Source organism: Xanthomonas prunicola, assembly GCF_025266575.1.
GTDB lineage: Bacteria > Pseudomonadota > Gammaproteobacteria > Xanthomonadales > Xanthomonadaceae > Xanthomonas > Xanthomonas prunicola.
In genome coordinates, this window is sequence record NZ_CP096142.1 from 4,572,383 (window position 1) to 4,597,653 (window position 25,271).

At 58.6% G+C, this 25,271-nt stretch carries 15 protein-coding genes and 1 pseudogene; 13 read left to right on the forward strand and 3 right to left on the reverse strand.

What is annotated here, in order from left to right; all coding sequences use genetic code 11:
* Nucleotides 1–8: 8 nt before the first annotated feature.
* From M0D43_RS19585 to M0D43_RS19625, 9 genes are all read left to right on the forward strand, one after another.
* Nucleotides 9–1,013 (forward strand): VirB8 family type IV secretion system protein, encoded by a 1,005-nt coding sequence (locus tag M0D43_RS19585; RefSeq protein ID WP_252162681.1) that lies wholly within the window; start codon nt 9–11, stop codon nt 1,011–1,013.
* Nucleotides 1,010–1,777, forward strand: coding sequence for a TrbG/VirB9 family P-type conjugative transfer protein (locus M0D43_RS19590; RefSeq protein ID WP_425510610.1), 768 nt, complete (start codon nt 1,010–1,012; stop codon nt 1,775–1,777). The genes M0D43_RS19585 and M0D43_RS19590 overlap by 4 nt, the downstream gene beginning before the upstream one ends.
* Entirely contained in the window at nt 1,774–2,958 is a 1,185-nt protein-coding gene (locus M0D43_RS19595; protein ID WP_313905038.1) for a TraB/TrbI/VirB10 family type IV secretion system protein, read from the forward strand. The genes M0D43_RS19590 and M0D43_RS19595 overlap by 4 nt, the downstream gene beginning before the upstream one ends.
* Nucleotides 2,955–4,004, forward strand: a complete 1,050-nt coding sequence (gene virB11 / locus M0D43_RS19600; protein ID WP_260807501.1) for a P-type DNA transfer ATPase VirB11 — start codon at nt 2,955–2,957, stop codon at nt 4,002–4,004. The genes M0D43_RS19595 and virB11 overlap by 4 nt, the downstream gene beginning before the upstream one ends.
* A gap of 57 nt (nt 4,005–4,061) precedes the next feature.
* On the forward strand, nt 4,062–4,880 hold the full coding sequence (locus tag M0D43_RS19605) for a lytic transglycosylase domain-containing protein (protein WP_252165133.1): 819 nt from the start codon (nt 4,062–4,064) through the stop codon (nt 4,878–4,880).
* 60 nt (nt 4,881–4,940) lie between these two features.
* Nucleotides 4,941–5,348, forward strand: coding sequence for a TrbC/VirB2 family protein (locus tag M0D43_RS19610; RefSeq protein ID WP_252162682.1), 408 nt, complete (start codon nt 4,941–4,943; stop codon nt 5,346–5,348).
* Nucleotides 5,341–5,652 carry a VirB3 family type IV secretion system protein gene (locus M0D43_RS19615; protein ID WP_252162683.1) on the forward strand — a complete coding sequence of 104 codons (312 nt, stop codon included), beginning with the start codon at nt 5,341–5,343 and terminating at the stop codon, nt 5,650–5,652. Before M0D43_RS19610 ends, M0D43_RS19615 begins: the two co-directional genes overlap by 8 nt.
* A 99-nt stretch (nt 5,653–5,751) precedes the next feature.
* Nucleotides 5,752–8,205: a VirB4 family type IV secretion/conjugal transfer ATPase gene (locus M0D43_RS19620; protein ID WP_260807502.1), complete on the forward strand. Its 2,454-nt coding sequence runs from the start codon at nt 5,752–5,754 to the stop codon at nt 8,203–8,205.
* A gap of 438 nt (nt 8,206–8,643) precedes the next feature.
* Nucleotides 8,644–10,260 (forward strand): alpha-glucosidase, encoded by a 1,617-nt coding sequence (locus M0D43_RS19625; protein ID WP_252162684.1) that lies wholly within the window; start codon nt 8,644–8,646, stop codon nt 10,258–10,260.
* A gap of 781 nt (nt 10,261–11,041) precedes the next feature.
* Here M0D43_RS19625 and M0D43_RS19630 read toward each other — a convergent pair.
* Together M0D43_RS19630 and M0D43_RS19635 are read right to left on the reverse strand one after the other, a co-directional pair.
* Nucleotides 11,042–13,816 (reverse strand): TonB-dependent receptor, encoded by a 2,775-nt coding sequence (locus tag M0D43_RS19630; RefSeq protein WP_252162685.1) that lies wholly within the window; start codon nt 13,814–13,816, stop codon nt 11,042–11,044.
* A gap of 294 nt (nt 13,817–14,110) precedes the next feature.
* A pseudogene (locus M0D43_RS19635) lies at nt 14,111–16,189 on the reverse strand (glycoside hydrolase family 97 protein).
* Nucleotides 16,190–16,431: 242 nt separating this feature from the next.
* On the opposite strand from M0D43_RS19635, the gene M0D43_RS19640 reads away from it, so the two are divergent.
* The 3 genes from M0D43_RS19640 to M0D43_RS19650 are packed head-to-tail and all read left to right on the forward strand — an operon-like array spanning nt 16,432 to nt 21,766.
* Entirely contained in the window at nt 16,432–18,618 is a 2,187-nt protein-coding gene (locus M0D43_RS19640; protein WP_252162686.1) for a glucosidase family protein, read from the forward strand.
* Nucleotides 18,615–20,093, forward strand: a complete 1,479-nt coding sequence (locus tag M0D43_RS19645; RefSeq protein WP_260807503.1) for an MFS transporter — start codon at nt 18,615–18,617, stop codon at nt 20,091–20,093. Before M0D43_RS19640 ends, M0D43_RS19645 begins: the two co-directional genes overlap by 4 nt.
* Nucleotides 20,094–20,140: 47 nt before the next feature.
* Nucleotides 20,141–21,766, forward strand: coding sequence for an alpha-amylase family glycosyl hydrolase (locus M0D43_RS19650; protein ID WP_260807504.1), 1,626 nt, complete (start codon nt 20,141–20,143; stop codon nt 21,764–21,766).
* Between the two features lie 154 nt (nt 21,767–21,920).
* On the opposite strand, the gene M0D43_RS19655 is transcribed toward M0D43_RS19650, so the two are convergent.
* Nucleotides 21,921–23,042: a LacI family DNA-binding transcriptional regulator gene (locus M0D43_RS19655; protein ID WP_260807505.1), complete on the reverse strand. Its 1,122-nt coding sequence runs from the start codon at nt 23,040–23,042 to the stop codon at nt 21,921–21,923.
* A gap of 322 nt (nt 23,043–23,364) precedes the next feature.
* On the opposite strand from M0D43_RS19655, the gene thrS reads away from it, so the two are divergent.
* Nucleotides 23,365–25,269, forward strand: coding sequence for a threonine--tRNA ligase (gene thrS / locus M0D43_RS19660; protein ID WP_252165134.1), 1,905 nt, complete (start codon nt 23,365–23,367; stop codon nt 25,267–25,269).
* Nucleotides 25,270–25,271: the final 2 nt, after the last annotated feature.

The window sequence follows — 25,271 nt, forward strand, 5'->3', positions numbered from 1 at the left end:
ATCTAGACATGTTGCGTAAGAAGGTCAGTGAAAAGGACGGTTCGGCCCAAGTGGGTGCGGCCGTTCAAAGAGCGGTGAATTACGAGGTCAGCATTGCCGACCTCGCACGCCGCAGCGAAAAGCGTGCCTGGATCGTGGCGACCCTGTCGATGCTGGTCACCGTCATGACGGCGGGTGGCTACTACTACATGCTGCCGCTGAAGGAAAAAGTGCCATATCTGGTCATGGCGGACGCGTATTCCGGTACCAGCACCATCGCCAAGCTTGAAGCGAATTTTGGTGGGCGCACGGTCAGTACCAGCGAAGCATTAGCGCGTAGCAACGTTGCACGTTTTATTACATCGCGTGAGTCGTTTGATGCCTCGACGATAGGTGATCGGGACTGGAACACCGTCGTTGCCATGGCCACAGGTAACGTTCTTGGCGAATATCGCGGGCTACATGCTGGAAATAACCCAGCCAGGCCATTTAATACTTACGGCACCTCTCGTGCTATCCGAGTCAATATTCTCAGTATTGCACTTATAGGAGGAAGTGGTAAGCCTTACACTGGCGCCACCGTGCGTTTTCAACGAAATGTGTATGACAAAGCCTCGGCTTCGTCCGCGTTCTTAGATAACAAAATCGCTACAATGGGTTTTATCTATCAAGATAATCTTGAGATGAGTGATGCCCTTCGAGTGGAAAATCCGCTGGGATTTCGAGTCACAGATTATCGTGTGGATAATGATTATTCGTCATTACCTGCGGCACCCTCTTCGGTTAGCCCACAAGCCCAAGTTGCGCCACAGATTGCGTCTCCGCAACAAACTGCACCCGGCGTAGTAGATCCAAACGCGGCTGGCGCGGGGGGGGCAGCCCAACAGGGCGTTCTTAATCAACAGGGAGGGGCTGTCCAGCAGGTGCCGCCAGCATATTCCAACCAAGTGCAGCCGGCGAGCCAACCTCAGGCGCAGCCCGCGATCCAATATCAAGGGATGCCGAATAATGTCAAAGGAGCAAGCGGTCGATGAAACCCTCTAAAATCTATGGGGCTGTATTGACTGCAGCACTAATATTTCCCTTCTGTATGACTTCGGTGAACGCTCAGGTCGTGCAAGAGTATGAATACGCTCCTAATCAAATTTATCAAGTTCGTACAGGTTTAGGTATTACAACCCAGATTGAGCTCAGTCCAAACGAGAAGATTCTGGACTACAGTACAGGGTTTTCCGGAGGCTGGGAGCTTACCCGGCGTGAAAACGTTTTTTATTTAAAGCCCAAGAATGTTGATGTCGATACGAATATGATGATTCGTACGGCCACGCACTCTTACATTTTAGAGTTGAAGGTTGTAGCTACAGATTGGCAGCGGCTTGAGCAAGCTAAGCAGGCGGGTGTTCAATATAAAGTTGTCTTTTCTTACCCAAAAGACACAAGCTTTAATAACGTCGAAGATGCTGATGCTGCAAAGAAGGGGCCGCTGCTGAGTGCCAAAATCCTCAAGGATCGAAGGTACTACTATGATTATGACTACTCGACTCGAAGTAAAAAGTCTTGGCTGATTCCAAGTCGTGTATATGATGATGGAAAATTCACTTATATTAATATGGATTTGACGCGTTTTCCGTCAGGAAATTTTCCCGCAGTCTTTGCCAGGGAAAAAGAGCATAGCGAGGACTTTCTTGTGAATACGACCGTCGAAGGTAATACTTTGATCGTTCATGGGACTTATCCTTTCCTGGTGGTTCGTCACGGCGATAATGTCGTCGGTCTGCGAAGGAACAAGCAAAAGTGAACTCGAACATTCCAAACAGTCCTGATGAGCGTTCTCACGACAACCGTGATGGCGATCAAGCCCGTAGTCAATATGATGAGCGCAGCAATCCCTACTTCGTGCGCCAGCAAGAGGGTGCCGAGCCGAATTTGGACGCAAATGAACCCGTGTTGCGTTCCAATGACATCAAACGATTAAATCGCAAGGCGTTGGTTTTTCTTGCGCTAGTTGCTGGCTTGCTTCTTCTGGCGATATTTTGGCTGGTAAAACAGGGATCTGGTGAGACAGCGCCAGTGAAGCCGCGAACTGAAACAGTCGTTGCGCCTGCGCTCCCTCAAAACATGACTACGCCAGTAGAAGCGGCGCCGGTACCTCTAACGCAATCGCCTAGTATGCCGCCATTGCCACCAATGCCACCAGATGAGATTGAAACTACAGCACCAGTTGCCGAACGTCCAAGGGCTCCGACGCTCCTTGAGCGGCGTATTCTTGCTGAGCAGCAGTCTGCTAATCCGGATAGTTCGGGTATCGCCGGTATTCCTGGGCAGCCCGAAGCACAAGCTGCAAGTCCGCGTGATGAACAGGTGACGTTGGCTAAGCCAATTAGTAACCCTGATGGTTTACTGGTTCGCGGTACCTATATCCGCTGCGTGCTGGAGACAAGGATACTTTCCGACTTTGGCGGCTATACCTCCTGTATCGTCACCGAACCTGTCTATTCGATCAATGGACATAATCTGTTGTTGCCCAAAGGCTCCAAGATGTTGGGTGAATACGGCGCAGGGGAGCCAAGTACTCGGCGTCTACAGGTCGTCTGGGATCGAGTTACTACTCCGACTGGTCTGGATGTAACCCTTGTCGGCCCTGGTATCGATACGTTAGGCAGCTCCGGTCACCCTGGTCAATATAATGCTCATTGGGGTAACAAAATCGCTTCAGCTTTATTTATAAGTCTTCTGAGTGATGCATTTAAATATGCTGCAGCGGAATACGGTCCTGAAACCACTACGATTGGCGTAGGCTCTGGCATAGTGACTCAGCAACCATTTGAGAGTAATACGGCCCGTACGATGCAACAGCTTGCTGAGCAGGCGGTGGAGAAGTCCGGCCGTCGCCCAGCAACGCTGACGATCAATCAAGGTACGGTTTTGAACGTGTATGTCGCAAAAGATGTTGATTTCTCAGCGGTGCTGCCAAAGTGAGCGCAATGACGATTGATGATTCTCCAACCGCGCGAATTTCAAATGATTTCCTGGATTACCAGTATTCTGTACTTGGCATTCTGGATTATCTAAACTCGCCCGAAGTTACGGAGATTTGCATCAATCGTCCAGGCGAGTTATATCTTGAGACGGTCAATGGTTGGCAGCGGATGGAGGTTCCCTCGCTAACCTTTGATCGCGCTCGGCAGTTTTGCACTGCGGTCGTGAACGAGAGTAACACTGGTCAGCGCATCACCGATGCTGATCCCGTAGTTTCTTTGACATTTCCGACAGGTCAGCGTGCGCAGTTCGTAATTCCGCCTGCCTGCGATGCCGGTAAGGTCTCGATCACGATTCGCTTGCCTTCTAAGCACACGAAGACGCTTGAGCAGTACTCCAGTGACGGTTTTTTTGATCAGGTGCTTGAGGAAGCTGCTGATGTAAGCGAGCATGATCGCGAATTGCTTGACTTGCGTCGCAATAAAAACTATTCCGAGTTTTTTAAGAAAGCAGTGCTTTATAAGAAGAACGTCGTCGTAGCCGGTGCGACCGGCAGCGGAAAGACCACTTTCATGAAAGCTCTTGTGAATCACATTCCAAATGAAGAACGTTTAGTCACTATCGAAGATGCCCGGGAACTGTTCATCAGCCAGCCTAACTCAGTGCATCTTCTTTACTCGAAGGGGGGGCAGAGTGCGAGTAATGTAACGGCTAAGAGCTGCATGGAGGCCTGTTTGCGTATGAAGCCTGACCGGATCATTTTGGCGGAATTGCGTGGCGATGAGTCATTCTACTTCATTAGAAACTGTGCATCCGGCCATCCTGGTTCGATTACGAGTTGTCACGCTGGTAGCGTTGAGCAAACTTGGGACCAACTAGCGCTTATGGTGAAAGCCTCGAACGAGGGTTCCGGGCTGGAGTTTGAGGTAATCAAGCGTTTGTTACGTATGACCATCGATATCGTAGTGCATATCAAGGCGCACGCCGGGCGCCGTTTTATCACTGGAATCGATTTCGATCCTGTGAGAACGTTGCGTGGTGGTTGAATTGCTCCCAATGATTGATGTCGATCTAGCCTGGAGGAGAGGGTAATGCTGCCTGGCATGGAGTTGATGGGCTGCACTGGACTTGCCGTGCCCGGAGAAGTTATGCAGCATGTCGTCCGCGTTGAGTCTTCGCGTAATCCATATGCCATCGGTGTTGTCGGTGGTCGTCTGGCGCGCGAACCGCGGGGTCTTGAGGAAGCTGTAGCCACAGCCAAGATGTTGGAACAGAGAGGCTATAATTTTTCACTGGGCCTTGGTCAAGTCAATCGTTACAACCTGCAAAAGTACGGTTTAACTAGCTACGAAATGGCGTTTGCTAAGTGTCCTAATCTAGTGGCCGCCTCCAAGATTTTGGCCGAGTGCCACTCACGTTCCGGTGCAAACTGGGGTAAATCTTTTAGTTGTTACTATTCTGGTAACTTTGAGACCGGTTTCAAACACGGGTATGTGCAGAAGATCTATGCGTCCATCCGGGAGTCAGTTGGGTCTTCGGGTGTTGAGCCTATTGCGGTAATTCCAAATCGAACAATTAAGATACGTGCAGAAAAGCCTCTGCAACAGGCTGTCACCGAGTTGGCAGATGCTGTCGTGGCTCGACGGATTCGAGACATTGCAAATCCTGTGCAGACACAGGCTTCACAGCAGGGTCCTATGATCACATCACCCATGCCAATAGGTCAGGGGCCATCAGCGTCTCCGACCCCTCCAGCCGATGACGTACTTTATGTGGTTAAAGCGGCAGGGCAAGGCAGAGGTGTGGCTGTACCTGCTGGCGTACGGCAAGCTTCTACAGCGACAAACCAAGCGCCAGCGAGTGTAGCGCCGGCGCAGCCGCCTCCTAAAAATCAGCAGGTCGATACCGCGTTTGTTTTTTAACCAGGATGGATAATCTGCCTAGGATGGGCTGATAGACCCCCCGCTCTAAAGGAGATGAAAATGAAGTTAGAAATCGACAAAAAGGCAGCAGCCGATGCAAAGATGATCGGCATGCAGGCATTGAAGGCCCTGGTTTTTACATCTGCACTGCTTGTGGCCGGTGGCACCTTTGCTCAGAGTAATCAATTGGCCAATACGGATACTAAGGTTTGTGGTTTCTTAGGGAACGTAAACAGCTTACTTACCATGGGTTCTGTGGCTGTGGTGACGATTGCTGTAATTGTTGCAGGCTATCAAATTGCATTCGCTCATAAGCGTATTTCCGAAGTTTCCCCAATTTTGATTGGTGGTGTGCTTATCGGTGCTGCGGGGCAAGTTGCTAACATGATCATCGGCGACCGCGGAAGCAATACTTGTAAAGGGGATGCGGCCACGGCTCTAATCCAGTTCATTCAATACTATGCATAAAGACGTCCTTTTCCGCGGCTGTACTCGACCGGCCATGTTTTTGGGAGTGCCTTATATCCCATTCTTCATTGGCGCCGGTGGAGGGCTGTTGCTGGGAATGTACATTAACTTTTGGTACCTGCTGACTATTCCTGTCATTATCTTTGTGATGCGGCAAATGGCGAGGCGGGACGAAATGATTTTTAGATTGATGGGGCTGCGCTTACTGTTCCGCATGCGTGTTCGTAATGTGCAACGTTACTCTGGAATGTGGGTGTTTAGTCCTAACGAATATCGTAGAAATCCTCCCGGAAAACGTCAGTAAAAGTCATCAAATACCCACCCCATCTGCATAAATCGCAGGGGGGTGGGTATTTGGCCTTATCAAATCCTTGCGACGCTCTCTTCTTAACCTGGTAATAAAATGTTTAGCCCAGATAGCCCGATCAGTGAATTTGTCTCGGTCTCTACCCATGTCGCTCCTTCTGTTCTGAAGACGACGGGTGGCGATTATTTGTTGATCTGGCATCTGGCTGGTCTACCTTTTGTCGGTCGGGATGAGTTCGAGCTTGAGCAACGCCACAACACTTTTAATCGATTGGTGCAGACGCTGCGTGCGCCAGATTTCGCAAATGTAGCGTTTTGGGTGCATGACGTTCGCCGTAGGCGCAAAATTAACGACTCCAGTCGGTTCAAGCAATCTTTCAACCAAGCATTATCCGATGAGTATTATGCGGCTTTGTCGGGGCAGAAAATCATGCAGAACGAGTTGTATTTCAGCATGATATATCGTCCCGTTCTCAGCGGAAAACGCTTGGTTGAAAAGTCTGGAGATCCTAATAAGATCAGAGTGGAAGAAGAGCAGGCCATTGCCAAAGTGATTGAGCTTGCTACAAACGTTGAGGCGGTGTTGAAGGATTACTCTCCCTATCGCCTGAGTATGTACGAAGCTAAAAATGGCATTGTCTTCTCGGAAAGCCTTGAGTTTCTTGGTTATCTCTTGAATAGAATTGATGAGCCTGTGCCGGTTTTGCAGGCGCCAGTCTCGGCTTATTTGCCGGTCAGTAAGCACATGTTTGCTAATAAGACCGGTGACTTTGTGATTCGCACGCCAGACGGTATCAATCACTTTGGTGCGATCCTTAATGTTAAAGAGTATGCCGATGGCACATACCCTGGTATTCTTAATGGCCTAAAGTACTTGGACTTCGAGTATGTGATCACGCATTCCTTTAGTCCAGTAGGCCGGCATGATGCCCTGAAGGTGCTTGAGCGTACGAAAGGAATGATGATTTCGTCGGGTGACAAATCTTCTAGTCAAATCCGCGACTTGGATTTGGCGATGGATGATGTGGCGTCTGGTAATTTCGTTTTAGGTGAGTACCACTTCACTCTTGCAGTCTATGCCGATAGTCAGGAAAAACTTGCAAGGCAGATTGCAACTACAAGAGCAGAGCTCTCTAACGCTGGTTTCGTTTCCTCCAAAGAAGACCTGGCGATCGCCTCTTCATTTTATGCTCAACTACCTGGTAACTGGCGTTTCCGTACGCGCATTGCCAACCTTAGTTCGCTTAATTTTCTCGGTCTTTCGCCGCTGCATAATTTTGCTCAGGGCAAACAGCACAACAATCCTTGGGGTGATTGTGTCACCACGCTGCAGACCACAAATGGTCAACCATATTACTTTAACTTTCACGCTACTCATCCCGCTGAAAATTCGCTTGGGGAGAAGGCGATTGCTAATACAATGGTAATTGGTAAGTCCGGCACCGGTAAGACCGCGCTTATTAATTTTCTGCTGAGCCAGGTGCAGAAGTTTGATCCAGTACCGACGATCTTTTTCTTCGATAAAGACCGTGGTGCAGAGATTTTCGTTCGTGCTTGTGGCGGTAACTATCTGGCTTTAGAGAACGGCGCTCCGACTGGTTTTAATCCTTTTCAATGTGAGCGCAACGAGGCTAATACGCAGTTTCTGGCAGAGCTGATCAAGGTTTTGGGTGGCAAGCCTGAATACAGCTCGCGGGAGGAGGAGGATATTTATCGTGCGGTAGAAGGCATGTTGGATACTCCAATGCACTTGCGCAGTATGAGTAACTTTAGGAAGAGCTTGCCCAATATGGGTGATGATGGGTTATATGCTCGCTTGCGCCGCTGGACTGCTGGTAACTCGTTAGGTTGGGTCTTCGATAATCCGGTAGACACAATTGATTTAACACGTGCTTCGATCATCGGCTTCGACTACACTGATGTAATTGATAACGCCGAAGTGCGCGTACCTGTAATTAATTATCTGCTTCATCGATTGGAAGCGCTAATAGATGGGCGCCCCTTAATATATGTCATGGACGAGTTCTGGAAAATTCTGGACGGTAAGGGGGGGTTGAAAGAGTTTGCCAAAAACAAACAGAAAACCATCCGTAAACAGAATGGCTTAGGTATCTTTGCTACCCAAAGTCCAGAGGATGCTCTGGCCAGCGATATTGCCGCGGCGCTGATCGAGCAGACCGCAACCATGATTTTGCTGCCTAATCCAAACGCCAGTCGTGATGATTATATCGAAGGACTCAAGCTTACTGATGCCGAGTATCAGGTTGTAGTCTCATTGGACGAGCGGTCTCGCTGCTTCTTGGTCAAGCAAGGACATGCTTCAGCCGTATGTCAGCTCAATTTGCGTGGAATGGATGATGCGCTCTCCGTTATTTCTTCTTCGACTGACAATATTGAGATTATGAATCATGTCCTGTCGCGTAAAGCAGGTCAGTTAGGCGTGAGCATTGATCAACTCGCACCGGAGCAATGGCTTGAGGATTTTTATGCGAACCGTAAGGGTTCTGGTAAGCGAAAGTCTAACAAGGATAGCGTCGAAGATAACGCATGATTTCTTGATTTGATCCGGTCTACCACTCATATGGGTCGGCGCTGGTTTGCATAAGATTTTGTCGCTTGCCCATGGTGGCCGGTGCGTTGAAGCTGCAGCCTAGGTATCCGAAGCATGTGATCATTATAGATTTGCTGCCGATCGACTGTTCTATGGATGCTGCCTCAAGTTCAGAGACCGATTTTTTCAATTTGTGAGGGCCTAACGTGGTAAAGACGTCGTTAATCTTCGCCCTCTCATTTTAATAGTACTAAAATATGGGAAGCTGGCAGTGGCAAAAGAGGCTGCTTCCGCGATCGGTTATTGGTAACCAGCGATCTATCGGCAAGAACAATGAATACGTATGCACGCGCTCACCTTTGATGCGCTAGGCCGCTAGGCTAATGCCTTTGATTGGCGGCCGCCTTGGCTGTCAGCAGTGGCCCGGGAGGGGCGTACATGTCGCAGACACCATGGTGGCGCGGGGCCGTCATCTATCAGATCTATCCGCGTAGTTTTCTCGATTCCAATGGCGATGGGGTGGGCGATCTGCCGGGCATCATCGCCAAGCTCGACTACATCGCAGGGTTGGGCGTGGATGCGATCTGGATCTCGCCGTTCTTCAAGTCGCCGATGGCCGATTTCGGCTATGACATCGCGGACTACTGTGCGGTGGATCCGCTGTTCGGGACGCTGGCCGATTTCGATCGGCTACTCGACAAGGCGCATAGCCTTGGCTTGAAGGTGATGATCGACCAGGTGCTGAGCCACACGTCTATCGCACATGCGTGGTTCCAGGAGAGCCGGCAGGACAGGGCCAATCCGAAGGCCGATTGGTATGTGTGGGCCGATCCGCGCGAGGACGGGACGCCGCCGAACAACTGGATGTCGTTGTTCGGTGGGGTGGCCTGGCAGTGGGAGCCTCGGCGTGAGCAGTACTACCTGCATAACTTCCTGGTGGACCAGCCGGACCTGAATTTCCACAGCGCCGAGGTGCAGCGGGCGACCTTGGACAATGTGCGCTTCTGGCTGGACCGTGGCGTCGACGGTTTCCGGCTGGACGCGATCAACTTCTGTTTCCATGATGCGCAGCTTCGCGATAACCCGGCCAAGCCAGCGGACAAGCGAGTAGGGCGCGGTTTCAGTGCGGACAATCCATACGCGTATCAGTACCACTACTTCAACAACACCCGGCCGGAGAACCTGGCGTTCCTGGAGCGCTTGCGCGCGCTGCTGGATCGCTACCCGAACGCGGTGAGCCTGGGCGAGATCTCGTCGGAAGATTCGCTTGCGACTACCGCGGAGTACACCGCCCAGGGCCGCTTGCACATGGGCTACAGCTTCGAGTTGCTGGTGCAGGACTACAGCGCGGCCTATATCCGCGAGACGGTGAGCCGGCTTGAGGCCACCATGCTCGAGGGGTGGCCGTGTTGGGCGATTTCCAACCACGATGTGGTGCGTGCGGTCACCCGCTGGGGCGGCGCGCATGCATCGCCGGCGTTTGCGCGGATGGTGGTGGCGCTGCTGTGTTCGTTGCGTGGTTCGATCTGTCTGTATCAGGGCGAGGAACTTGGGCTGGGCGAGGCGGAGGTTGCATTCGAGGATCTGCGGGACCCTTACGGCATCACGTTCTGGCCAACCTTCAAGGGGCGCGATGGGTGCCGTACGCCGATGCCTTGGACCGATGCGCCATCGGCTGGATTCACCAGTGGCAAGCCGTGGTTGCCACTGGCGGAGCCGCATCGTGCTGCTGCGGTGAGCGTGCAGCAGACTGATGCGCATTCCGTGCTGAGCGCAGTACGTGCGTTTCTTGCCTGGCGCAAGGAAATGCCGTCGCTGCGCGAGGGATCCATCGCTTTCTACGACACGGCCGAACCGGTGCTGATGTTCCGGCGCACGCATCTGGGTCAGGTCATGCTGTTGGCCTTCAATCTGTCCGCCGACCCTGCCGACCTGGTCTTGCCTGCCGGCGAGTGGGAGCAGGTCGATGTGCCTGGTGTCGAACGTGGGGCGATGGAGGGCGGACACCTGCGGCTGGCCGGGCACGCGGTTGTTGCTGCGGTAGGTCGTGGCTGACTACGGGCAGCTGAAACCTCTCGGTGTAGGATTGAGAGGGTTTTGCAAGCGGGGCCGCATTCTTTGCGATGCCGCTCCGTTTTTTTTCACGCCGATCGTCTTGGGCGCTAGATCGTTCGATAAGCGCTGGCGTGGCATTCCATCTCATTGTTGAGTGGCAGGCGTCATCAGGACCTGACAGGCTTCTGATGGGCCTCCCGGTCCGTCAGCTGGCTTGCGGTGTTACGGCTGTGGGCGACTCGGTACGATCCTTCGTTGAAAACGCCTTGCTGCCTTTGTGAGCGTGGTGCCAAGCGCATGCGTGCGACGCGCGGCACGAAAGCCGGTGTTACACCGCGTGATTTTTGGTCTAGGGAGTGAGGGCAGATGTGTATGTGCCGCAAGTTAGCCAGCACGATTTCATGACGTTGATTTCGTTGCTAAGACTCAAAAAAAGACTCGCCGGTTTGATGTCGGCGGGTCTTTTTTATGCAGTAGCCGAAATGGAAATGTCGTTCGGCGTGACGCGTTTGCTTGTCTGAGCGTTGCTTACTTTGTCGAGAGCAATGTCAATCTCAATGGCGCTTCTGTGCGATCTGTGCCGAAGTGACAGTCCCGCAACCTTACCCCAACCCCTCTCCCGGTGAGAGACGGGCTTGTCTTGCTGCAGCGTGTGATCGCTGGGCCTTGCGGTGTGTCGTTCGCCTTCCAATGTGGCAGGCGAATCTGGGCTACGACACTCAGCCCAGATCTTGCTGGCGCTTCAGGCGCTGCGTCTCACGCACGTGGTGATGCCAGCTACTCAGAACCTGTAGTTCACACCCAGCACAAAGGTGCGGCCCCATTCGATGTATTCGAGCGGACGGTCCTTGGTTTCTGCATAGGTGCGATACGGCGAGTTGCTGAGGTTGCTGGCCTGCAGCAGCAGGGTCAGGCCGGACAGGCTGCTGGCTTCGCCGAAGTTGTAGCTGATCTGTGCGTCGGTGATGTTTTCGCCGACCACGTAGCGCAGCGTGCGGTTGCCGTTGAAGTTGCCGATTTCGCCGATGAAGTCCGAGCGCCGACGCTGGCTGACGCGTGCTTCGAAGCCCTTGTGCTCGTAGTAGGCGGTCAGGTTGTAGACGCGCTTGGACAAACCGGGCAGGCTGATTTCACCGTCGCCCACGCTGGACGCGCTTTCCGGGTCACGGATCTTGACGTCGCTGTCGTTGAAGGTGGCACTGGCCTGGATGCCGAAGCCTTCCAACGGGGCGAAGATCAGATCCAGTGGCAGCGAGGCGGTGAGTTCGACGCCACGTAGGGTGCCGCCCTTGCCGTTGAACGGAGCGCTGAAGGTACCGGTGGTCAGGACGGGCGCGGAACCCGGTGGCGGCACGTAGCCGGCGACCAATGCAGAGAAATCGTAGTTGTCGCGGCTCTGGGTATAGATGTAGCTCTTGAGGTCCTTGTAGAAGAACGCAGCGGCCACATACGCACGGTCAGCGAAGTATTTCTCGTAAGAAATATCCAAGGCATTGGCGCGCCATGGGTCGAGCATGGGATTGCCACCGCTGGCTCCGGGGCGGCCGGTGGAGGTGTCGACACCAAATTCCAGCGAGGCACGCAGTTGATCCACGCGCGGACGTGCGACTTGCTTGGCCATCGCGAAACGCAGCGTCTGCTCATACGGGAGCTGGAAAGCCAGGTTCAAGCTGGGCAGCCAGTCGCGGTAGGTCTTGCCGTCGTCGATCGGGCGCACTTCACTACCGGCCGGCTGCGAGGCATCCCAGTAATTAGCCTGCGAGGACTGATCGGCGCTCTGCAGCTGTAGGCCGATATTGCCGCGCACACCCACTTCGCCCCATTGCGTATCGATGTTGGCGCGCAGCCAGGCGGTGGTGATCTTCTCTTCCACAGTCCAGGCCTTGGACACCAGGAACGAGGCATCGTCGCTGGGGTTGAACAGCATGTAGCGCGACACGGTGGCCGGTACATTCCAGGCAGGCAGGGAGCCGAGACCGGCGAAGCCGAGATTGACCGGTGCGTATTGCAGATCCGCTGCCACCGTGGCCTCACCCTGCGCACCGAGGGTGATGTTGCCTTCCGGCTGGGTCTTCTGCTTTTCGCGATTGGCGTAGTTGATGCCGACATCCAGGTCCGAGAACCAGCTCAGTGCTTCGGGCATCGGGAAGCTGGCCTGCAGGCGCGCGCCCTTGAGCACGTCTTCCACACGCGGCACCTTGCCGTAACCGGAGCCGTAAATGGTGTTGGTGAGGAACAACGCATCGGGATTGGAATAATTCATCCCCGGCGCCAACTGCGAGAAGCCGTTGCCGGCGACCGACACTCCTACCGTGTCCAGTTGCGGCATGGGCGCCCGCTGGAGGTTGTTCTCCAGGTTCAGTTCGTCGCGGGTGGCCTTGGAGTAGTTCAGGTCGGCAACGATCTTGACCGCACCGGCGGTGATTTCGTTATTCCAGCCGAAGGCGTCGATCTTGTCTTCGCGCTTGTTGTACATGCCGCGTACCAACGGATAGACGCCGCTGGCATCGCCGCCGATGAAGGTGTTGCTATCGTTGACGCGCACGTTGCTGATATTCAAGCGGGGCGTGTAACCACCGTTGTAGTTGCTCAGGTTGAGCTCGAACTGGTTGGCGGTGTCGATCTGCTCGGCTTCGGTATGGAACGCATCGAGCGTGCTGGTCCAGGCATTGGACGGGCGATACTGCAGCGTGGCCATGACGCCGTCGCGCTTCTGGTTGCCGGTGCGGCGCAGTGCCTTGATGCCGTCGGAGAAATACACGCCGTCGGCGACGCCGGGGCGCTGGCGCTGTGCGTTGACTGGCTGCCAGGGTTCGTACAAACCCACCTGGTTCTCCTGGATCGGCATCTCGGTGTGGGCGTAGCCGATGGTCAGGCCGATGGTGCGGTCGGCGAACTGGTCGATGTAGCTGACATTGAAGCGGTTGCCGTAGGGGTCGACATTGGCGGCCTTGCCCAGCGAATTGCGCTGGTAGCGGCCACCGATGGCGATTACGCGCTCGTTGTAGCTCAGCGGGCGCGCGGTCTGCATGTCGACGGTGCCCGACAGACCCTGGCCTACCAGGCCGGCGTCCGGGGTCTTGTAGACGGTGACGCCGCTGACCAGCTCGGACGGATACTGGTCGAATTCCACGCTGCGGTTATCGCCGGTGCTGACCACTTCGCGGCCATTGAGCAGGGTGGTGGAAAAGTCCGGCGACAGGCCGCGCACGCTGATGACCTGCGCGCGACCGGCCACCCGCTGCGCGGCCAGGCCAGGCAGGCGCGCAAGCGATTCGGCGATGCTGACGTCGGGCAGGCGGCCGATGTCTTCGGCCGAAATGGCTTCCACGATGGAGGTGGAGTCGCGCTTGACCGAAATGGCGCCTTCGATCGCGCGCCGCAGGCCGGTGACCTGGACCTTGTCCAACTCGGTGACCGCGCCGTTTGCTTGTTCGGATGCGGTGTGTTCGGGGCCGGTGGCTTGTGCAGGCGTTGCCGACTGCGCAGCAGCCAGCGTCGGTGCCATGGCAACGGCCAGGGCGATACTCAGCGCAGAGCGCTTGTGCTTCAACATTTTCCCCTCCCAGGTACATGTTGTTCTTTGATTTTTTGATCCGGCAAACGCCTGGATGTCATGCGTCGCACGCCCGGACGGACGTCACGACTGCAACGTATGGTAGACACCGCACTCGCATGCAAACGGCTGCTGCATACGTATTCAACCCGCGCAACGGCAATGAAATCGATTCCACACGGCATCTCCAGCGCACGAAGCTGGCGCTGCCGAGCGCCCATCGGTGCGATACGGATCGACGGCGATGGGACTTGCGGCCAGATGCAATCCATGGCGATGAATGCTCCGCATCGCTCAACGCTTGGCATCCATCGGTACGAAGCGGATGGCCTGCCCGCCACCGGGGGCCAGGCGTAACTCCATGGTGTCGGTGCTGCCGACCTGGCGTTCTTCGCGCGCGAAGGCGAATGGGTTGCTCAGGTAATCGGCGCCGTCGCCATCGCGATAGATCGCGCCGTGTAGCGCACGCCGGGTTCGAGAAAGCCCAGCGGCACCTGCAGCAGGCGGCCGTGTTCGTCGGTGATGCTGCCCAGGAACCACTCGCGGCTGTGCCGATCCTTACGCGCGATGGTCACGTAATCGCCCACTTCGCCATTCAATGCGCGGGTCTGGTCCCAGTCCACTGCCACGTCTTCGATGAAGCGGAAGGCGTCGCGGTGCTGTAGATAATGCTCGGGCAGATCGGCGGCCATCTGGATTGGGCTGTAGAGCGTGACGTACAGCGCTAGCTGGCGTGCCAAGGTGCTGGGAATTGGCTGCCCGTTGCGTCCTTTCAGGCTCACGATGCCGGGTGTGTAGTCCATCGGTCCGGCGAGCAGGCGCGTAAACACAAGGTTGACCTCGTGTTCCGGCGGATTGGGCGGCTGCCCCCAGGCGTTGTATTCCATGCCACGCGCGCCTTCGCGCGCGATCCAGTTGGGATAGGTGCGGCGCAGGCCAGTGTCCTTGATCGGCTCGTGCGCATTGACCGCGAGGTGGCGCTCGGCCGCTTCCTGCACCACATGCAGGTGGTGACGCGCCATCCACTGCCCGTCGTGCCATTCGCGCAGCGGCGCGCCGCCCGCGGGGTTACGACGTTCCACCTGGCCGTCGTCGCAGACATAGCCGGTCTTGACCGAATCCACGCCGAAGCGCGCATACAGGTCCATCGCCTCGGCGATCTGGTTTTCGTAATGGTCCACTGCGCACCCCGTTTCATGATGGCCGATCAGATGCACGCCTTTGGCGGCGGCGTATTTGCTCAGTGCAGGCAGGTCGAAATCGGGCGTTGGCCTTGTGAAATCGAACCTGCCGCCGTTGCCAACCCATTCGCCGTTCCAGCCGCGATTCCAGCCTTCGACCAGCACGCCGCGAAAACCGTGATCGGCGGGGAAGTCGATGGAGCGTTGGGTATTCGCGCTGGTTGCGGCGTGTTTCGGTCCGGTTGCCCAGGTCTGTTGGCTGAGGTGCATCGACCACCACACACCCACGTACTTGGACGGCTTGATCCAGCTCACCTCGCCCAGCACGTTGGGTTGTTGAGGTTGAGGTTGAGGTTGGATTTCACCAGGCCGGTCGCCTGATCGGCGATCTGCAGCGTGCGCCATGGCGTATCGAAGGGCAGGCTGCGGCGCACCTTCCAGCCTTCGGCGGCCGGCGACAGCTGCGCGCGCAGGCGCTGGTCGTCGGTGCGGCGTAGCCACATGCCGGTGTAGTCGACCAGGGCGGCTTCGTGCAGCGCGATGTGCAGCCCGCCATCGGTGCGCAGCGTCAGCGGCGTATGCGCCAGCGCGACCTGATTCAACGGCGTGTGTCGATACAGATATTCGTAGTGGATCGGTTCGCCTGCGGGAATCCACCAGGCATCGGCAGGTTGCGCGATGGCGAACTCGGTCACTTCTTCGTCGATGATTGCCTCACGCAATCCTGCGTGCTGGGGGAAGTGATAGCGCAGGCCAAGCCCGTCGTCGTAGACGCGGAAGATGACGTCGAAGGTGCGCTGCGCACCGTCGCGCTCGCCCAGGCTGACGCGCAATTCGTTGTAGTGGTTGCGCACCAGCCGCGTTTCGCCCCAGGGCTGTTGCCAGGTGTCATCGTGACGTTGGCGTGCTTGTGCGAGTACCACCATGCCGCAGTCCAGCCGGCCGTCGCGCAGCGCGAACCCCAGCCGCGAGCGCTGCATCACTGCTTCGCCCAGACGCTGCACGCGGTAGTAAGCGTGCCGCCATCCACGTCCAGACTGACCTGTAGCACCTTGTTCGGCGACGCCACGCTGATGGTGGTGACTTCGGCATGCAGCTGCGGCGCAGCGCCATCAAACAGCATGAGAACCAGCGGCTGGGCGATCCATGCGGCGCCCAGTGTCGAGCGCGCCCGACGTGAAGTCAGCGGCATATCCCCTCCCAAGGTGACCGTTGCGCAAGCAATGACTATGCAGTGGCCCGCAATGGATACACCGTGCTGCGCGTTGCCTGAAGGCCATGAATACGTATGCAGTGCTGTGGAACAGCGGAGTGCGCGTCTACCATGGTGGACGGCACCTGGGAGGGGCCGCGACCGTGGCACGTCCGTGCCGCGCACCACAACGCGTGCAACGAGGGAGGAAGGCCGACGGCGCAAGCTGTCTCGCCGCTTCGATGCTGAAGATGATCTGCATGGCTGCAACGCTGGGCGTTGCGGCAAGCTCGCCGGTATTGGCCGATGAGCTGGAATTTCAGGGGCGCCGCGCCCATGCGCAGGCGCTGGACGACGGCAGCTTTGTGTTGCGTTGGCCGCAGGGTGAACGCCGCATCGCGGCACAATCGATGCGCACGCATACCGCCAGCCCGCTATTCGATGCCCTGTTCACGCTGGCGCAGCAGGACATGGCCGACGACCGCGTCGACGCCATCCGCGACCCTGCCTTCAACGACGGCAAGCCGGTAGCGTGCACCTGCTTCGAGACCGGCGAACGTTGGCCTTACGTGTGGACGCGCGATGTCAGTTTTGCCGCCGATCTTGCGTTGGCGCAGCTGGAGCCGGAGCGCACGCGCAATGCATTGCGCTTCAAACTCTCAGCCGCACGCGATGGGCGTACGCCGGGGCTGTTCGTTGCGCAGGACACCGGCTCCGGTGGCAGCTGGCCGATCAGCAGCGACCGTGTGGTGTGGTTCCTGGCTGCACGCGGCCTGCTGGACGACAAGCCGTTTGCCGAAGAGGTGTGGCAGGCGCTGCAGGCGACGATCGCGCAGGATCGCGACGCCGTTTTCGATACACAGATCGGCCTCTACCGCGGCGAAACCTCGTTCCTTGACTGGCGCGAACAGACCTACCCGGAATGGACGCGCGAGGACGTGCGCTTCATTGCCGAGTCCTTTGCACTCTCCACCAACGTGCTGCATTATCAGGCGCTACGGCTGGCCGAAAAGTTGGCGCGTCAGCATGGTGATGCGCGCGCCGCGCAGTACGCGCAGTGGGCCGAAGCGCTCGGCCAAACCATCGATACGCGGTTCTGGGATGCGCGCAACAGCCAGTATGCAAGCTATCTCGGCAACGCAGCGCATCCGGTGCGCTATGCCAAAGCGGATCTGCTCGGGCTGTCGCTGGGCGTGCTGGCCGATGTCTTTCCGCCGCAGCGGGCACGCGTTGCGCTGCGCAATTATCCGATGGTCGCCGGTGGCAGCCCGGTGGTGTGGCCGCAGGAGGCTGAGCAGCCGATCTACCACAACCGTGCGGTCTGGCCGTTCGTCAGCGCCTATGCGCTACGCGCCGCACGCAGGCTGGATGATGCGCCGCGCATCGCGCTGGAGCTGCAATCGCTGATGCGCGGTAGCGCGTTGGCGGGCTCCAACATGGAAAACTACGAAATGCAGCGCCTTGCGGTGCATGTGGAAGAGGGCGCACGTAGCGGACCGGTGGTGAATTCGCCACGTCAGCTGTGGTCGGTGGCCGGCTATCTCTCTGCAGTGCTGGAAGGTGTATTCGGGCTGTCGGCAGATGGCCGCGTGCAGCCGAAGCTGCCGCGGTCTTTGCTGCCTTTGTTGTTTGGTGAGCGCGAGCAAATCGTGCTGGAGCAGGGCGCACGTCGCTATGTGCTGCAGCGCCCGACAAGCGACGCTGGCGACCTTCTGGTGGCCAGACACGTCCAACAGCAGGGGCAAACCACGCTGGTGCAGCTGGTTGGGCAGAACGCCGAGCTGACGCCGCCACCGCAACCGCCGCAGGTCTTCGCACCACAGACGCCGCAGGCGCCGGTCGCGCAACAACGCGGCAAAACGTATCGCATCAGGATTCCGGCCGGTACTACGCTGTATCTGGATGGCCGCGCACTCGACGCCAGTTCGCACTGGGATCTGCCCGATGATGGCCTGCTGCATGTGCTCAGCCTGACCCGGCGGCTCGATGGTCTGGAGTCGCTGCATAGCCCGTCGTTGACGCTCGGCCCACTGCAGCAATTGCAGGGCGCCCAACGCTGGAGCTGGCGCCCAGCACGCGCAGGTCTGCATCGGGTATCGCTGCGTTATCGCAACGATAACGGCCCGATCAACACCGGCGTCACCGCCGCAGTGAAACGGCTGGTGTTGGAGTGCCCGGGGAAACCTGCGCAATCGCAGGTCGTCGTGATGCCGCATAGCGTGGGCGAGCAGTTGTCCACGCAGGTCACTTTCGAGGCGTTGGCGGGGCAGGCGTGCACGTTCCGGCTGGAGGATGGCTTCAACATGAGCGCGCTGGCGCACTTCGCGCAGTACAACGGCGGCCGTGGCGGTCGCGATGGCGTGGTCAATGCTGCGCAGGTCAACGCGCTGTTGGTCGGGCCCGCCACACATATGGAAGCCGCGCCATGACCACCAAGCCACGTTTGAGCTTCTGGCAGATCTGGAACATGTGCTTCGGCTTTCTGGGCATCCAGTTCGGCTTCGCACTGCAAAATGCCAATGCTAGCCGCATCTTTCAGACCCTGGGCGCGCAGGTTGACGACGTGCCCGGCTTGTGGATTGCTGCACCGCTGACTGGTTTGATCGTGCAACCCATCATCGGTTACCTGTCCGACCGCACCTGGACCCCGTGGGGCCGCAGGCGTCCGTATTTCATGGTGGGTGCTGTCTTCACCACGCTCGCCTTGCTGGTGATGCCGAACGCGTCAATGCTCTGGGTTGCCGCCGGCACGCTGTGGGTGCTGGATGCATCGATCAATATCTCGATGGAGCCCTTCCGCGCCTTGGTCGGCGACCAATTACCGCCGTCGCAGCGGCCGGCCGGCTATGCGATGCAACGCTTCTTCATCGGCATCGGTGCGATCGTGGCGAGCGTTCTGCCCTGGCTGCTGACCCATTGGGGCATTGCCAACACGGCAGCACCCGGCCAGTTGCCCGATAGCGTGCGCTATGCCTTTTATCTCGGCGCAGCGGTGTTGTTCCTGTCGATTAGCTGGACCGTGCTGCGGACGCGCGAGTACAGCCCCGAGCAGCTTGCACGCTTCGATGATGCGCATCCGCCGGTCGCGGTTGCGGCAAGCACCGGCGCGGCGCCGTCGTCTGCGGCGAGCGTGCTGTGGTGCGGCCTGGGCGTGCTGCTCGCCGTGGCGATCGCCTGGCAGCATGGCGATCGCATGCTGTATGTGCTGGCCGGTTTGTGTATCGCCTACGGGCTCTTGCTGGCATTGGCGCACGTGTTGCCTGCGCGCAGCATGCTGGTGGCGATCGTGCAGGACATGCGCAGCATGCCGATGACCATGCGCCGTCTTTCCTGGGTGCAGTTCTTCTCGTGGTTTGCGTTGTTTGCGATGTGGATCTACACCACTGCCGCGGTGACGCAAGTGCATTTTGGTGCGAGCGACACCGCGTCGGCGGCCTATAACGATGGGGCAAATTGGGTTGGCGTGTTGTTCGGCGCTTACAACGGATTCGCTGCCTTGGCCGCCATGGTGATTCCGCTGCTAGTGCGTGCAATCGGCCTGCGCTGGAGCCACCTGTGCAATCTGTGGCTGGGCGCAGTCGGTCTGCTGTCGATGCTGGTCATCCGCGACCCGCACTGGCTGCTGCTGTCGATGCTGGGCGTCGGCTTCGCCTGGGCCTCCATCCTGTCGCTGCCGTACGCCTTGCTATCCGACAGCGTGCCCGCCGCCAAGATGGGCGTGTACATGGGTCTCTTCAATTTCTTTATCGTGATTCCGCAGTTGGTCGCCGCCAGCGCATTGGGCTTCGTGCTGCGCGTCTGGTTGGGCGGCCAGCCGATCTATGCGTTGGCCATCGGCGGGCTCAGCCTGTTGATCGCGGGCGTGTGCGTGGTGCGGGTTCCAGTGGCCTCGGGAGGGCAGTGATGCGCAGTGGGATGTATGTGGCGTTGACGATGTGCGCAGGCGCGGCAATGGCGACGCCCGCAGCCAAGGACTATTACGGCACCTTGGAGCCGTTTGCGGCCGAGGCGGTGTACTTCGTGGTGACCGACCGCTTCGTCAATGGCGACACCGGCAACGACCATCGCGACCAGGGCGGGGCGCATCGCACGTTTGACGTTCCCACGCCGTGCGCCGATGGCAGCGATGACAACATCGGCTATCTCGGTGGCGACTTCAAAGGCATCGTCGAGCATGCCGATTACATCCGCGACATGGGCTTCGGCGCGGTGTGGATTACCCCGATTGTCGACAACCCCGACGAAGCATTTACCGGCGGCAAACCGATTACCTGCGGTAGCACGCTCAGCGACCATGGCAAGACCGGCTATCACGGCTATTGGGGCGTCAACTTCTACAAGCTCGACGAGCATCTTCCCAGCCCGGGCCTGGATTTCGCTGGCTTCACCCACGCGATGCACGCCAGCAAGCTGAAGGTGGTGCTGGATATCGTCGGCAACCATGGTTCGCCGGCTTACACCATGCCGCAGGCGCAGCCGGGTTTCGGCAAGATCTACGATGCGCAGGGTCGCCTGGTCGCCGACCATCAGAATCTTCCGCCTGCACAGCTGGATCCGCAGCACAACCGGTTGCATGCCTTTTACAACACCGGCGGCGGTCTGGCGGAGTTGTCCGACCTCAATGAAAACAATCCGGCGGTGCTGGATTATCTGTCTGGTGCCTATCTGCAGTGGATGGAGCAGGGCGCCGACGCGTTCCGCATCGACACCATCGGCTGGATGCCGGATCGTTTCTGGCATGCCTTCGTTGCGCGTATGCGTGAAAAACGCCCTGGGTTTTTCATGTTCGGCGAAGCCTTCGATTACGACGCCAACAAGATTGCCGGCCATACCTGGGCGCGCAACGCAGGTGTCAGTGTGTTGGATTTTCCGCTGAAACAGCAACTTGCTGCGGTGTTCGGTCATGAGCAGGCCGGCTTCGAAAGACTCGCAACGCCGCTGTTCCTGCGTCAGGGGCCGTACGCAAATCCCTATGAGTTGATGAGCTTCTACGACAACCACGACATGGCGCGCCTGGATGCCAGCGATAATGGGTTTATCGATGCCCACAACTGGTTGTTTACCGCCCGCGGTATTCCGGTGATTTATTACGGCTCGGAAATCGGCTTCATGCGTGGCCGTGCCGAACATGCCGGCAACCGCAATTACTTCGGTGCCGAGCGCATCCGCACTGCACCGCACAGCCCGATTTTCGGCCCTTTGCAGCAGATCGCGCGGCTGCGTCGCGATACCCCGGCATTGCAGCGCGGCGTGCAGGTGGATGTGCTGCTACGCGGGGATCATGCGGCGTTTTTGCGGGTCTATCAGCATGCGGGCACCAGCCAGACAGCGTTGGTGCTGCTCAACAAGGGCGATGCGGCGGCGAACATCGAGGTGACGCGTTTTCTGCAGCCCGGCACATGGCGCGACGCGATGAGTGGCGAGCAGGTGCCGGTGCAACGTCGGCTGCTGGCGCTGGTGCCCGCACATGGGGTGAGGGTGCTGCTCTCGGACGCGCCGATCACCGACCCGGCCTTGCGCAGGCAGCTCGACGCGCAGATGGCCGAGCAAGCCGCGCGCGACGCCTGCAACAGGTAGGAGCGCACCCGGGCGCGACGGGCATTGCCGGGAACGCCCCGTCGCGCCCGGGTGCGCTCCTACGAGGCGTCAATGGCTGCGGCCGGTCCCGCGCAGCCCGCCACGCATGCTCCAACGATTCCCAATTCCCAATTCCCAATTCCCAATTCCCGACTCAACGCCTGACAGCCCCATCAGCGGCCCGGCCAAGCACCGCCTCGCCGGTCTCCGCGCCAGACGGTCTCCAGCCCAGCGGTGGCTGCAGCCCACTGCTACGCGAGGAATCACGCAGCGCCAGCTTCACCGGAATCGTGCGGCTCTGCGCCGCTTCGCCGCGAATCAAGGCAACCAGGCTTTCCACCAGCAACGTGCCGGCTTGCTTGGTGTCCTGCTGCACGGTCGACAACGCCGGCGCAACCGATGCCGCCAACGCAATATCGTCGAAGCCGCTGACCGCAACGTCCTGCGGCACGCGCAGACCGCGCTCACGCAGGGCACGCATCGCGCCGATCGCAATCAGATCGCTGGCCGCACAGACCGCGTCGAACGCTTTGCCGCTGTCGAGCAATGCTAGGCACGCGGCATGGCCGGACGATTCGGTGGTGATCGCATCGAACTGCAGCGCCGGGTCGGCCACCAAGCCGTGCTGCGCTAGTGCAGTGACATGGCCGCGATAGCGTTCTTCGAATTCGGGGTAGTGGTTGGACGCATGGCCCAGAAACGCGATGCGCCGGCAGCCCTGCGCCAGCAGATGCTGGGTGATGTCCAAGCCGCCCTGGTAATTATCGCTGCCGATCGAGATGCCGGGCTGGCCGGGCAGTGCCGCGCCCCAACGCACGAAGTGGGTGCCTTGCTCGACCAGCAACTGCAGCCGCTGGCGCGACTGCTGGTAATCGCCATAGCCCAGCAGGATGATGCCGTCGGCCTTGTTGCTGTCTTCGTAATCGGCTTGCCAATCCTTGGACAACTGCTGGAACGACACCAGCAGGTCGTAGCCCTGCAGCGCGCAGGCACGCGTGATCGACCCCAGCATTGAATGGAAGAACGGGTTGATCAACGAATCGTCGGCAGTGGGGTCTTCGAAGAACAGCAGTGCCAGCGTGCCGGCATTGCGTAGCCGCAGCGACGAGGCGTTCTTGTCCACCTTGTAGTTCAGCTCGTGCGCGATGCGCAGGATCCGCTTGCGGGTTTCCTCGTTGACCATCGGGCTGCCGCGCAGGGCGCGCGACACGGTGGGCTGCGACACGCCGGCCAGGTAGGCGATATCCAGCGAGGTGGCTTTACCCTTGATGGTCATGGTCGGCACTGGCAGCACAGGTGGCCGGCATCATGCCACGCGCCCGCCGACGCCGTGCCGCCCTGCACAGTGGCCGGCTGATTGGTTTACCATTCACGCCCGAGACCCCTTGCGAGAAGGTGGCCCGCGCCCAGCGCCGGCCCAGTGTGCGACATGAGCACTACCACCGCCAACCGCTGATCCTTGCCTGCGCCAGTGCGCAGAGCGCCTTGATGGCGCTGTTTCGACTCACTTCCTGCATTCCTCTCCGAGCCTGTCCAGCAATGGACAGATTTGCCATGGCAGCGGACCGCTGCAGCCAGACCAGACCTCATTCTTGCCCATGATCAATATCACGCTCCCCGACGGCAGCCGCCGCGAATTCGAATCCCCCGTCTCGGTGATGCAGGTCGCCCAGTCGATCGGCGCCGGCCTGGCCAAGGCCACCATCGCCGGCCAGGTCGATGGCCAGCTGGTCGACGCCAGCGACGTCATCGACCATGACGCCAGCCTGCGCATCATCACCGCCAAGGACGCCGAAGGCGTGGAGATCATCCGCCACTCCTGCGCGCATCTGGTCGGGCATGCGGTCAAGCAGCTGTATCCTGACGTCAAGATGGTGATCGGCCCGGTCATCGCCGAAGGCTTCTACTACGACATCTACAGCGAGCGCCCGTTCACGCCCGAAGACATGGCCGCGATCGAGCAGCGCATGCAGGACCTGATCGCGCAGGACTACGACGTGATCAAGAAGGTCACCCCGCGCGCCGAGGTGATCGAGGTGTTCGCCCAGCGCGGCGAGGAGTACAAGCTGCGCCTGATCGAGGACATGTCCGACGACATCACCGCGATGGGCCTGTACTACCACCAGGAATACGTGGACATGTGCCGTGGCCCGCACGTGCCCAACACGCGCTTCCTCAAGGCCTTCAAGCTGACCCGCATTTCCGGCGCCTACTGGCGCGGCGATGCCAAGAACGAGCAGTTGCAGCGCATCTACGGCACCGCCTGGGCCGACAAGAAGCAGCTGGACGCCTACATCCTGCGCATGGAAGAAGCCGACAAGCGCGACCACCGCCGCATCGGCAAGGCGCAGGACCTGTTCCATCTGCAGGAAGAGGCCCCCGGCCTGGTGTTCTGGCATCCCAAGGGCTGGTCGCTGTGGCAGGTGGTCGAGCAGTACATGCGCAAGGTCTATCGCGACAGCGGCTACGGCGAAGTGCGCTGCCCGCAGATCCTGGACGTGTCGCTGTGGCAGAAATCCGGCCACTGGGACAACTACCAGGACGCGATGTTCTTCACCGAGTCGGAGAAGCGCACCTACGCGGTCAAGCCGATGAACTGCCCGGGTCACGTGCAGGTGTTCAACCAGGGCCTGCACAGCTACCGCGACCTGCCGATCCGCTACGGCGAGTTCGGCGCCTGCCACCGCAACGAGCCCTCGGGCGCGCTGCACGGCATCCTGCGCGTACGCGGCTTCACCCAGGACGACGGGCACGTGTTCTGCCTGGAATCGCAGATCGAATCGGAAGTCACCGCCTTCCATCGGCAGGCACTGGCGGTCTACACCGCGTTCGGCTTCGAGGACATCGAGATCAAGATTGCGCTGCGTCCGGAAAAGCGCCTGGGCGACGATGTCACCTGGGACAAGGCCGAAGCCGCGCTGCGCAGCGCGCTGGGCGTATGCGGGGTGGAATGGCAGGAGCTGCCGGGCGAGGGCGCCTTCTACGGCCCGAAGATCGAATACCACCTCAAGGACGCCATCGGCCGCACCTGGCAGCTGGGCACGATGCAGGTCGATTTCATGATGCCGGGCCGCCTGGGCGCCGAGTACGTGGACGAGAACAGCCAGAAGAAGCATCCGGTCATGCTGCACCGGGCGATCGTGGGTTCGATGGAGCGTTTCATCGGCATTTTGATCGAACATCACGCCGGCGCCTTCCCGTCCTGGCTGGCTCCGGTGCAGGTCGTTGTCGCCAACATCACCGATGCTCAGGCTGAATATGTCGACTCGGTGCGGAAAACCCTTGCAAATCAAGGCTTCCGTGTCAGCGCCGATTTGCGTAACGAGAAGATCGGTTATAAGATTCGCGAGCATACGCTGCAACGCGTGCCATATCTGCTCGTGGTCGGTGACCGCGAGAAGGAAAATGGCGCAGTCGCCGTGCGGACGCGTTCGGGGGAGGACCTCGGGACCATGGCGGTCTCAGCCTTCATCGAACGCCTGCAGGCAGAGCAGGTAGCGTGAGC

What these genes read in the sequence shown, in the direction of transcription:
- M0D43_RS19585 (WP_252162681.1), top strand. Translation starts at nt 9, where the DNA reads ATGTTGCGTAAGAAGGTCAGTGAAAAGGACGGTTCGGCCCAAGTGGGT.
- M0D43_RS19590 (WP_425510610.1), top strand. Translation starts at nt 1,010, where the DNA reads ATGAAACCCTCTAAAATCTATGGGGCTGTATTGACTGCAGCACTAATA.
- M0D43_RS19605 (WP_252165133.1), top strand. Translation starts at nt 4,062, where the DNA reads ATGGAGTTGATGGGCTGCACTGGACTTGCCGTGCCCGGAGAAGTTATG.
- M0D43_RS19610 (WP_252162682.1), top strand. Translation starts at nt 4,941, where the DNA reads ATGAAGTTAGAAATCGACAAAAAGGCAGCAGCCGATGCAAAGATGATC.
- M0D43_RS19615 (WP_252162683.1), top strand. Translation starts at nt 5,341, where the DNA reads ATGCATAAAGACGTCCTTTTCCGCGGCTGTACTCGACCGGCCATGTTT.
- M0D43_RS19620 (WP_260807502.1), top strand. Translation starts at nt 5,752, where the DNA reads ATGTTTAGCCCAGATAGCCCGATCAGTGAATTTGTCTCGGTCTCTACC.
- M0D43_RS19625 (WP_252162684.1), top strand. Translation starts at nt 8,644, where the DNA reads ATGTCGCAGACACCATGGTGGCGCGGGGCCGTCATCTATCAGATCTAT.
- M0D43_RS19630 (WP_252162685.1), bottom strand. Translation starts at nt 13,816, where the DNA reads ATGTTGAAGCACAAGCGCTCTGCGCTGAGTATCGCCCTGGCCGTTGCC.
- M0D43_RS19640 (WP_252162686.1), top strand. Translation starts at nt 16,432, where the DNA reads ATGCTGAAGATGATCTGCATGGCTGCAACGCTGGGCGTTGCGGCAAGC.
- M0D43_RS19645 (WP_260807503.1), top strand. Translation starts at nt 18,615, where the DNA reads ATGACCACCAAGCCACGTTTGAGCTTCTGGCAGATCTGGAACATGTGC.
- M0D43_RS19650 (WP_260807504.1), top strand. Translation starts at nt 20,141, where the DNA reads ATGGCGACGCCCGCAGCCAAGGACTATTACGGCACCTTGGAGCCGTTT.
- M0D43_RS19655 (WP_260807505.1), bottom strand. Translation starts at nt 23,042, where the DNA reads ATGACCATCAAGGGTAAAGCCACCTCGCTGGATATCGCCTACCTGGCC.
- thrS (WP_252165134.1), top strand. Translation starts at nt 23,365, where the DNA reads ATGATCAATATCACGCTCCCCGACGGCAGCCGCCGCGAATTCGAATCC.